This window comes from Mycobacterium sp. NGS22 (assembly GCF_059813095.1).
In genome coordinates, this window is record NZ_JCALDY010000001.1 from 383,079 (window position 1) to 392,155 (window position 9,077).

The window sequence follows — 9,077 nt, forward strand, 5'->3', positions numbered from 1 at the left end:
AGTTGCAACTCGCAGAGCCCCCTACTGCGGGTCGAAAAGCACCGGCACCGCCGTCGGCGACCGGAACACCTGCCCGCGGATGTGCGGGTCGTCCGCGTCGGGGTCCAGACGCAAATTCGGCAGCCGGTCCAGCAGCAGATTGATCGCGGTGCGCATCTCCAGTCGAGCCAGGTGCATGCCCAGGCAGACGTGCACGCCGTGCCCCCACCCCAGGTGTGCCCGGGCCTGACGGTGGATGTCGAACGTGTCCGGGTCGGGATAGCGGTCTTCCTGACGGTTGGCCGAACCCAGCATCGGCATCACCGTGGCGCCGGCCGGAATCGCCACCCCGCCCAGTTCGGTGTCGCGGGTGGCCACCCTGGTGATGGTGAGCAAGGGCGACTCCCACCGCACGCCCTCTTCGATCGCCTGCGGTAACAGCGAGCGGTCCGCCCGGATCGCCTCCAGCTGCTCGGGATCTTTCAGCAGCGCGAGCAGCAGGCTGCCCAGCGACCGGTACGTGGTCTCGACACCGGCCGGCAGCAGTAGCCGCAGGAACGAGAAGATCTCCTCGTCCGCCAGCATCTCGCCGTCGATCTCGGCCGCGCCGAGAGCGCTGATCAGGTCGTCTTTCGGCTCGGCGCGCCGCGCTTCCAGGATCGGCGCGAAATACTCGCACAACGCCGCGGCGGCCGCGAGTCCGCGTTCGGGGTTCATCAGCCAGCTCAGCAGCGAGATCGACCATCGTTGGAACTGCGGGTAGTCCTCCTCCGGCAACCCCAACAGGCCCGCGATGATCTGGCTCGGGTAGTCGAAGGTGAACTCCTTCACCAGATCTGCCTTGCCGTTGGGGGCGAACTCGTCGATCAGACCGTTGGCCACCCGACCGACCAACTCGTCCTGCCACCGCGCTAACGACTTCTGCGAGAACGCCTTTGACACCAGCGACCGCAACCTGCCGTGGATCGGCTCGTCCATCCCCAGCATCACGCGTTCGCCCAGCACCGGGCCGAACGCCGCGATGACGGCGGCCGACGAGAAGGTTTCGTTGTCGCGCAGCATCTGCTGAATGTCTTCGTGGCGATACACGATGAACATCGGCAGCGATTCCTCGTGCGGAAGTGCCCCCGAAGTCTCGAGCCGCTGCACCGGTTCCTCACGGCGCAGTCTCGCCAGTTCGGTGTATGGGTCACGCACGTCACCGGATATCGCGTCGTCGAAGGCGCCGAAATCATTCAGGTCGTCAAATAGCTGTTCCATCAGTGCCTTTCACCATCCTCGGCTGCTTTGCCACGCCGGGCCGCCAATGTCGCCAAGCGCTGCAGTACGGGTTGGGGCAGCACGCGCGCGGCCGCCACCATCGCTTTCTGGTCGACCGTCAGTGGCCAGGCCCCGTCGCGCATCGCGCCTTGTCGCGGTATCCCCAGCACGATCCGTGACATGTGGTGCATGCCGGCGGCGGGAAGAAGTCGGCTGAACGCCAACAACATCGAGGCATCCGGGCCGACGCCGCGACGGCGGAACGGGGCCTGGTCCGCGAGCGCTTTGAGCAGTCCGTCGGTGAATCGCTCTGGTGGACGGGCGAGTTTCATCGCGAACCTGCCCCGGGTGTTCATGGAGTTGTGCAGCCGGGCATACGGACCGGCGAAGTCACGGTCGTCGGTCGTGCCTGCGTCGGTGATGATGTCGGTGTCATAGGTGCCCGACACCAGGACCGTGACACCGAGGCCGAAGGGTGCGATCTCACATGCCATCGACTCGCCCCACCGTTCCAGCGCGCCCTTGGCCGCCGAATAGGGCGCCGTCGCCGGCTGACCGCGCACCCCGGCCGCGCTGGACACCAACACGATCCGCCCCTGCCCCGCCGCCCGCATCGACGGCAGCAACGCCTGGGTGAGCGCCACGGGACCCAGGACGCTGGTGGCAAACATCTTCTGCCACAACGCCATATCGGTCTCTTCCACCATCCCGGCGGCGGATATTCCAGCGTTGTGCACCAACGCGTAGGGAGCGCCGACGGTTTCCTCGATCGTCTTGGCAGCCGCGGAAATCGACGCCGGGTCCAGCAGGTCGAGCTGCACGCAGCGCAGTCGGTCGTCGTCTTCGTCGGCACCGGTCGCCTGACGCAGCAACGGCATTCCGCCCTCCGGTGGCCGCATGGCCGCCACTACCCGCCACCCTTCGCGGTACAGCCGTACGGCCGAGGCGAATCCGAGACCTCGGGAAGCGCCGGTGATGACGACGGCGCGCGGTTCAGCCATTCTTGTCGGCGACTTGATTCTGTGCCGCGCACGGACCTTGTCCCGGCGGCGGCGGATCGACATGTGGCCGCCCGTCGGGCTGTCCGCTCATCCAGGTCGACCAGATGCCGACTGAGAACGGCCCTTGGGCGCCGGCTTTCTCGTAAAACCCTTGCGGGTCATAGACTTTGGCTTCAGGGTAGGGCCACGGGCAGGCCACCGACGTCGCCAGCTTGCTGGCCTTGATCGCGGCGAACCATCCGCCGTAGGCGAAGTAGGACACGTTGATGATGACGAACATCACCAGGAACGTGCCCAATACCGGCCTGCTCGGGAAGATCTTGGCTTTCGCGGCCAGCTTCTCGGCCACCGACTTCCCGGTGTCGTCGCGATAGACCAGGATCGCCGCGGGCACCATCACGAACGTCACCGAAAACGACTCCCAGATCAACGGGAACTGGAAGGTGGTGCCGGTGAAAATGGAGCCCCACGGAATCACCTGCGAGTAGATGTACATGCCCCAGTGGACCAACGTGTTCTCCAGCATGGCATCCATGACGAAGCCGATCACCAGGACTATCGAGCCCAGGCAGATCAACGGGTGCCGCGACACGAAATGCTCGGGACCCTTTCTGGCCTGCAGCTTGCGCAGGATCCATACCCCTGGGAAGTACGGGCCGAAATAGAACATCACGTAACCGAATACGACGAATGGTTCCACCGTCGGCGACAGCGAGACCAGCGGCCACGACTCCGGCCAGTGGATGAGGTCGGGGTTGTAGACCGCGAACGGCGCCCAGTTCATGATCGGGTCCTGCCACACGATCAAGGTGGTGCACAAGAACATCAGCATCGCCGGGCTGCCCGGATTCCGCCGCCAGCCCCTGACGAACACCGCCACGAGCACGACCAGCGCCACCGCAGTCGCGCTGTCCAGGAACGTGATGTAGTCCAGGCCGAACATGAACTCGACGGGACGCGGCCGGCCCTGCACGTTGGGATTGGCGACGCGTGGGCCGAGGGCCTTCCGGCAGTTCACGATGAAGAACAGCGCGAACGCTGCCAGCGCAGCAGCGGCAATCCACCCGCCCCACTTGCGCTTTCCGGCTCGCTGCGGTGTCTTCTGTTCTGCCACAAGCGGTATGGACTGGTCAGTGCTCATTGCGTGCGCCTCACTCTCCGAAGCGGTCCACCAGGTGGGAGTTGACGCCGTCGGCGTCCAGGGTCCGCGCCACCAGATACCCGGCACCCATCCAGGCACGGCGGGTCCACTTGCCCAACGACACCCGGGTGCCGGGTGCCCCCGACGCCGCGGGCAGCATCTTCACCCGCTCCAGCGCCTCCTTCACGCCACGCGGGCTGAGCGGGTGGGCGTCGGTGAACGCCCGCACCAGCGTCGCGGCGACGTCGCGGTTCACCACGGTCACGCAATACTCGGGACGGCTGCCGTTGTACTTCTGCGCGTAGGCGTCGAGGAAGTCCTGCCCTACCTGGTTCGCCTCGTCGTACTGGTCGACCCCGATCCAACCCATGAACGCGTTCCACATGATCGGGTTGACCCAGGCGTTCTGCCACGCGGTGGTGCTGAAGCGCGGCGGGTCCCAGCCGAGCCCCTCGAGTGCGGGGTTGACGAAGACGATTCCGAAGCCGAAGCCCAGGTGCACGATCGCCTCGGCCTTCGCCTCGTGCAGCGTCTGCACGGCAGCGTTGATGTCCTGAGCCGTCTGGGCGATCGACACTTCGGCGACAATCCGAATTCCCTTGCGCCCACAGGCACTTCGCAGGTTCTTCAGATAGCTCTCACCGATCAGGCTCCGCTCGACCAGGACCCCGATCTCGGTGAGTTCTCGTTTGGCGATGAGGTCGGCCAAAAAGATCGGCTCGTCGGTCATGGATCCCTGCGGGAACGCAAAGGTCCACTCGCCCAGCCAGTCGTCGGTGCCGGTCACGCTGATCGCAGGCACCTTGAAGCGTTCCTCGATGGCCTCACGCAGCGGCACACAGTTGTCGGTGATATTGGGGCCGAAGACCACCAGGCAGCCCTCGTCGACCAGTTCGCCATACGCGTCGATCACGGCCTTGACCGACCCTTTGGGCAGACCTTCCACCTCGCGATAGATCATCTGCACGGGCCGGTCCATCAACCCCTGCTGCAGCGCCTCTTCGAAGACGAGCTCGAACGTCCGGGTGAACGAGGCGAACAGCTCTTCCGGAAACCCGGGCGGCAGCTTGAAGTCCATCAGATAGCCGACCTTGATCGGCTCAGCGGTGCTTTCGTAGGACATCTGGCCTCCCGGACGGCCGCGAATGCGGCGGCACGTACTCGTGTTAAAACCTAATATTTGTTCAGACCCTAGTCCGGGCGGTTTGTAGCGTCAATTGCGGGATTGGTCCGTGTCGCCCAGATAGACCTCGATCATCTCGGCCAGCGCCCGCCCCACCGCCACGTCGTCGGTGAGCGGTCCGGCGATCGCCGCCAGTGCCGCCTCCGACATGGTCAGACCCTCGGCGACCAGCCGGCCCGCCGCGATCAGCACCCGCGTCGAGGCGACCTCGCGCAGGCCGCCGGTCTCCAACCGACGGATAGCCTGCCCGAAACGCACCAGATCGGCCGCCGTGCCGGCATCCACCCCGGCCTCGTGCGCGATAATTCTCTCTTCGACTTCCGGTGTGGGAAAGTCGAATTCGATGGCCACCATGCGTTGGCGCGTCGAGTCCTTGAGGTCTTTGAGCACACTCTGATAGCCGGGGTTGTAGGACACCACCAGGCCGAATCCGGGTGCCGCGTCCAGGGTTTCACCGAGCCGCTCGATGGGCAACTGTCGCCGGTGATCGGCGAGCGGATGCAGCACCACGGTGGTGTCCTGCCGGGCTTCCACCACCTCGTCCAGATAGCAGATCGCGCCTTCGCGCACCGCGCGGGTCAGCGGACCGTCCACCCACACCGTCTCGTCACCACGCAGCAGATACCGGCCGACGAGGTCCGCGGTGGTCAGGTCGTCGTGGCAGGCGACGGTGATCAGCGGCCTACCCAGGTCGTGCGCCATGGCCTCGACGAACCGCGTCTTGCCGCAGCCCGTCGGCCCCTTGAGGACCAGCGCCAGGCCTTGCCGGTAGGCCGCCTTGAAGACGGCCTCCTCGCGGCCGACCGCTTGATAGTAGGGCCGCAAGTCATCCACCTCGGGGGTCGCGCCGTTTCGGTAAGCGAGTCCGGACTCGTTTGACATGTCTTCCTTTCCGCCACCGTGGCTTGAGCTTAGCCGGAACAGATGTTTGTTTCAAGCGGACAGCCGGGGTGTCCCCAGCGGCCCGGGAGACTCACGAACTCCGTTCTGCTCCATGCGATTAGGAAACCCGCCGACGCACCTCAGCCGAGCGCAACGCGGACCGGAACAGCGGACCGATCACGCCGGCGAGTTGGTCCGGGCGGCCGATGGTCGCGTGCGCGGTCCTGCCGAAGACGCGACGCAGCGACTCCACGTCGGTCCCCGCGCCGATGGTCAGGCACACGCATCCGGTACCGCGGCGGCGGGCTTCGGACAGCGCACGGCGCGCGTCCGCGGCCCCGTAAGCACGTTCGTACCCGTGGTCGTAGGCCAACCCGTCGGACAGCACCACCAACAACCGCCGGGCCGTGCCGCCGCGCGCCTCCAGGACGGTCGAACCGTGCCGGACCGCCGCCCCCAGCCGCGAATACGCCCCGGGCTCCAAGCTGTTGAGGCGGCGCATGATCCGGGTGTCGAAATGGTCGTCGAACCGTTTGACGGGCACCATGCTCACCGCGCCCCGGCCCTGCGAGTAATACGCGTACAGCGCCACCCGGTCCCCCAGGTCGTGCAACGCGACGGCCAGGTTGGCGACCGCCGCGCGCTGTTGTTCGTGCACCGTGCGCCCGGCCGTGCCCGGTTCGGCCGTCGACCCGGAAACGTCGAGCAGCAGCAGCACCGAAAGGTCGCGCCTGCGTCGCAGGCTGTCCAGATACACCGCCTCGTCGGGCGCCGAACCCGACCGCACCTCTACCCGGGCTTCCACCGCGGCGTCGATGTCGATGTCGTCGCCTTGGGGTTGGCGGTGGCGCCGGTGCAACCCCATGCCCAGCCGGGACAGCGGGCGCCGCACGCCGATCGCGTCGTCGATGGCCTGGGTGGCCGACGGTTTGATCTTCGGTTGGATCTCGCGCACGGTGCACCATCCGGGGCGGTAGCGCTTGTTCCCCGCGTCCCATTCCGGGTACCGCGCGCCGTCGGCTTGCGCATCGTGGATCCGGTCTTCCTCGCTGGACGTCGACGCCAGCGACGACACCGCATGCGCACCACGCTTTCCGGAGTTGGTGCGGTGCGTCGGTGTGTCCGCGCCGGGCGGACCGCCGCCACTACCGGTCTTGCGCGCCGACGACAGCATCTTCTTGAGCCATTTGCCGATGAACCCACCCCCGCCCACCGGGCTGGTGAACATATCCGGATCGTCGGAATCGTCGATCTCGTCATCGTCCAGTTCCTCGAGCCGGTCCGGCTCCTGAGCCTTGCGGTCCCGCGGCACATGCTTGGGGTCCGCTTGATCCTGTTGCTCTGCCCGCCGGGTGTTGGCGGCCAGCACCTTGGCCGCGCGAATCACGCCGAAGGCCGGGCCCGGATCGTCGATTGCGGTCCGCCCCTCGGCGATTCGCAGCGACGCCATCGGTGAGTCGCTGAGGGCGGCGATGTCGCGGTTGCCCAACGACACCAACGGATTCGGCAACAGGTCCCGGTTGGCGCACAGCGCGCGGTGCGCTTCGATCGCCAGGTAGCGACCGGCCAGCTTGCGGTGCCGGACCAGCGGACGCACCACGTCGGGTTCGAGGCTGCCGGCTGCGATCAGCGAGGCCTGCACCGCGACCGCCTCGCGCTGGTAGCGCCGGCCGCCGGACGGATCGAGATAGATCGTCTGGCCGTCGGTCCACGGTGCTTCACCGGGCTGCAGTGCGGCAACCGCCATCGGCCGCCCGGCCAGCGCGGAAGCAAGCATGCCCAGACCCTGGTGGTGGCCCTGGTGATCAGGGGTGTCGCCGACCACGCCCCTCCTTCGTTGACCAAATATCTGTTCCACCGTAGAGTCCGGTCCGATTGCAGTCAACCGAGAGGATCCGGTGCATGACCACGGACAGCGAACTGCGAGAACAGATCCGGCGCCGGACCGACCGCGCGGAGACCCACGACTGCATGCGGTCCCCGGTGGCCGGGACGCGTACGGCACGGCACGGCACCGACGGCCCCTCTTACCACCGGCCGTTGACGGCGTCGCGCTGATTGACCAAATATCTGTTCCAACGTAGAGTGCGGCTTGGTCGCAGACAATTGCCCGAGGTCGAATAACAAACGTGGACTTCTCATACCCGGTGGAAGTGGAGCGCTTCCGCGATGAGTTGCGCGCCTGGCTGTCGACCAATCTGACCGATGAACTCCGGGCCGCGCGAAGGCCGTCGGGCCGTGACGACGCGGTGTTCGAGAAGCTGCGCGCGTGGGACGCAACCGCTGCGGATGCGGGCTGGGGCGCGGTCTCCTGGCCCACCGAATACGGCGGTCGCGGTGCCACGGTGCTCGAACAACTGGTCTACACCGAAGAAACCACGCGCCAGCGAGCCCCGTTGCCGCTGAACGTGATCGGGATGAACAACATCGCCCCCGCGATCATGCAGTACGGCACCGAAGAGCAGAAGACGACGCTGCTGCCGCGGATGATGCGCGCCGACGACATCTGGTGCCAGGGCATGTCGGAACCCGAGGCCGGATCCGATCTGGCCGCACTACGCACTCGGGCGGTGCGCGACGGCGAACACTTCGTGGTCACCGGGCAGAAAATCTGGACTTCGTTGGGCCACAAGGCGAACTGGTGCCAACTGTATGTCCGAACCGACCCGGAAGCCCCGAAACACCAGGGCATCTCCTGCCTGATCGTGGACATGAGCCTGCCCGGCATCGAGGCCCGCCCCCTGGCGACCCTGAACGGCGACACGGATTTCGCCGAGGTGTTCTTCAACGAGGTGCGGATACCGGCCGATGCGCTGCTCGGTCCGCTCAATGCGGGGTGGCAGGTCGCCACCACCACGTTGAGTCACGAGCGTGCCGGGGCCGCACGGTTGTACGCCGAAATGCACGTGCGGCTGGACGAACTCGTGGCCGACTTGACGGCCGTGGACGGCGCGCTTGAGGACCCGGTGGTGCTGCGCCGACTGGGCGAGCTCAGTGTGCGCATCAAGTATCTGGAAGTGTTGTGTCAGCGCGCCATTTCGGCGACGTTGCACGGCGGCGACCCGCTCGGGTCGGCCAGCCTGGCCAAGACCGTGTGGGGCGAGATCGGCCAGGACCTGGCCGCGCTGGCGTTCGACGTGCTGGGCACGCAGGGGCACTGGGCCGACTACCGGTTGTCGTCGCGGTCCTTGACCATCGCCGGAGGCACCAGTCAGATCAACAAGAACATCACCGCACAGCGAGTGCTGGGGCTGCCGCGCAAATGAACCTGGAACTGACCGAAGAGCAGCTCGCCCTGCGCGACACGGTGCGACGGTTTCTCGCTGAGCGGGCCTCGATTTCGGAGCACGTGCGTCCGTTGCTCGACGATCCGTCCGGCCTGACGGACGTGGTGTGGCGCGGACTGGCCGGCCTCGGGGCGACCGGCCTGCTGGTGCCCGATCGATACGGCGGCGCCGGCCTGGGGATGGTCGAGGCCGGCATCGTCGCCGAAGAACTCGGCGCCGCGCTGCACCCCGGCCCCTGGCTGTCCACCGCCGTCGCGGCCGCCCGCCTCCTGGACCGCCTCGGCGGTGACGCTGCCGGGCCGATCCTCACCGGGATCGCCAACGGCACCACCGTTGCCAGCGTC

The 9,077-nt window shown here is 66.8% G+C and carries 9 protein-coding genes; 3 read left to right on the top strand and 6 right to left on the bottom strand.

Annotated features, from left to right (window positions below):
• Positions 1 to 21 precede the first annotated feature (21 nt).
• The 6 genes from AC5Y47_RS01720 to AC5Y47_RS01745 all read right to left on the bottom strand — a co-directional run bounded on the left by AC5Y47_RS01720 (position 22) and on the right by AC5Y47_RS01745 (position 7,223).
• The gene (locus AC5Y47_RS01720) at positions 22 to 1,239 is read right to left on the bottom strand and encodes a cytochrome P450 (protein ID WP_499941360.1); all 1,218 of its coding nucleotides are present in this window, start codon (positions 1,237 to 1,239) and stop codon (positions 22 to 24) included.
• Complete coding sequence (locus AC5Y47_RS01725) at positions 1,239 to 2,240, bottom strand: SDR family oxidoreductase (protein WP_499941362.1); 1,002 nt, start codon at positions 2,238 to 2,240, stop codon at positions 1,239 to 1,241. The genes AC5Y47_RS01720 and AC5Y47_RS01725 overlap by 1 nt, the downstream gene beginning before the upstream one ends.
• Positions 2,233 to 3,381, bottom strand: a complete 1,149-nt coding sequence (locus tag AC5Y47_RS01730) for a spirocyclase AveC family protein (protein WP_499941364.1) — start codon at positions 3,379 to 3,381, stop codon at positions 2,233 to 2,235. Before AC5Y47_RS01730 ends, AC5Y47_RS01725 begins: the two co-directional genes overlap by 8 nt.
• 10 nt (positions 3,382 to 3,391) lie before the next feature.
• Positions 3,392 to 4,504 carry an ABC transporter substrate-binding protein gene (locus AC5Y47_RS01735; protein WP_499941366.1) on the bottom strand — a complete coding sequence of 371 codons (1,113 nt, stop codon included), beginning with the start codon at positions 4,502 to 4,504 and terminating at the stop codon, positions 3,392 to 3,394.
• Positions 4,505 to 4,594: 90 nt separating this feature from the next.
• Entirely contained in the window at positions 4,595 to 5,446 is an 852-nt protein-coding gene (locus AC5Y47_RS01740; protein ID WP_499941368.1) for a CbbQ/NirQ/NorQ/GpvN family protein, read from the bottom strand.
• Between the two features lie 118 nt (positions 5,447 to 5,564).
• Positions 5,565 to 7,223 (bottom strand): nitric oxide reductase activation protein NorD, encoded by a 1,659-nt coding sequence (locus tag AC5Y47_RS01745; RefSeq protein ID WP_499941426.1) that lies wholly within the window; start codon positions 7,221 to 7,223, stop codon positions 5,565 to 5,567.
• A gap of 125 nt (positions 7,224 to 7,348) precedes the next feature.
• Here AC5Y47_RS01745 and AC5Y47_RS01750 point away from each other — a divergent pair, with 125 nt between their 5' ends.
• The 3 genes from AC5Y47_RS01750 to AC5Y47_RS01760 all read left to right on the top strand — a co-directional run.
• Positions 7,349 to 7,504 carry a hypothetical protein gene (locus AC5Y47_RS01750; RefSeq protein WP_499941370.1) on the top strand — a complete coding sequence of 52 codons (156 nt, stop codon included), beginning with the start codon at positions 7,349 to 7,351 and terminating at the stop codon, positions 7,502 to 7,504.
• 71 nt (positions 7,505 to 7,575) lie between these two features.
• Positions 7,576 to 8,712, top strand: coding sequence for an acyl-CoA dehydrogenase family protein (locus tag AC5Y47_RS01755; RefSeq protein ID WP_499941372.1), 1,137 nt, complete (start codon positions 7,576 to 7,578; stop codon positions 8,710 to 8,712).
• On the top strand, positions 8,709 to 9,077 hold a 369-nt coding region (locus AC5Y47_RS01760; RefSeq protein WP_499941373.1), incomplete at its 3' end, for an acyl-CoA dehydrogenase family protein. The genes AC5Y47_RS01755 and AC5Y47_RS01760, both read left to right, overlap by 4 nt.

Bases quoted from the DNA above. Each gene is read 5' to 3' on its own strand.
- AC5Y47_RS01720 (WP_499941360.1), bottom strand. From the start codon at position 1,239: ATGGAACAGCTATTTGACGACCTGAATGATTTCGGCGCCTTCGACGAC.
- AC5Y47_RS01725 (WP_499941362.1), bottom strand. From the start codon at position 2,240: ATGGCTGAACCGCGCGCCGTCGTCATCACCGGCGCTTCCCGAGGTCTC.
- AC5Y47_RS01730 (WP_499941364.1), bottom strand. From the start codon at position 3,381: ATGAGCACTGACCAGTCCATACCGCTTGTGGCAGAACAGAAGACACCG.
- AC5Y47_RS01735 (WP_499941366.1), bottom strand. From the start codon at position 4,504: ATGTCCTACGAAAGCACCGCTGAGCCGATCAAGGTCGGCTATCTGATG.
- AC5Y47_RS01740 (WP_499941368.1), bottom strand. From the start codon at position 5,446: ATGTCAAACGAGTCCGGACTCGCTTACCGAAACGGCGCGACCCCCGAG.
- AC5Y47_RS01745 (WP_499941426.1), bottom strand. From the start codon at position 7,223: ATGCTTGCTTCCGCGCTGGCCGGGCGGCCGATGGCGGTTGCCGCACTG.
- AC5Y47_RS01750 (WP_499941370.1), top strand. From the start codon at position 7,349: ATGACCACGGACAGCGAACTGCGAGAACAGATCCGGCGCCGGACCGAC.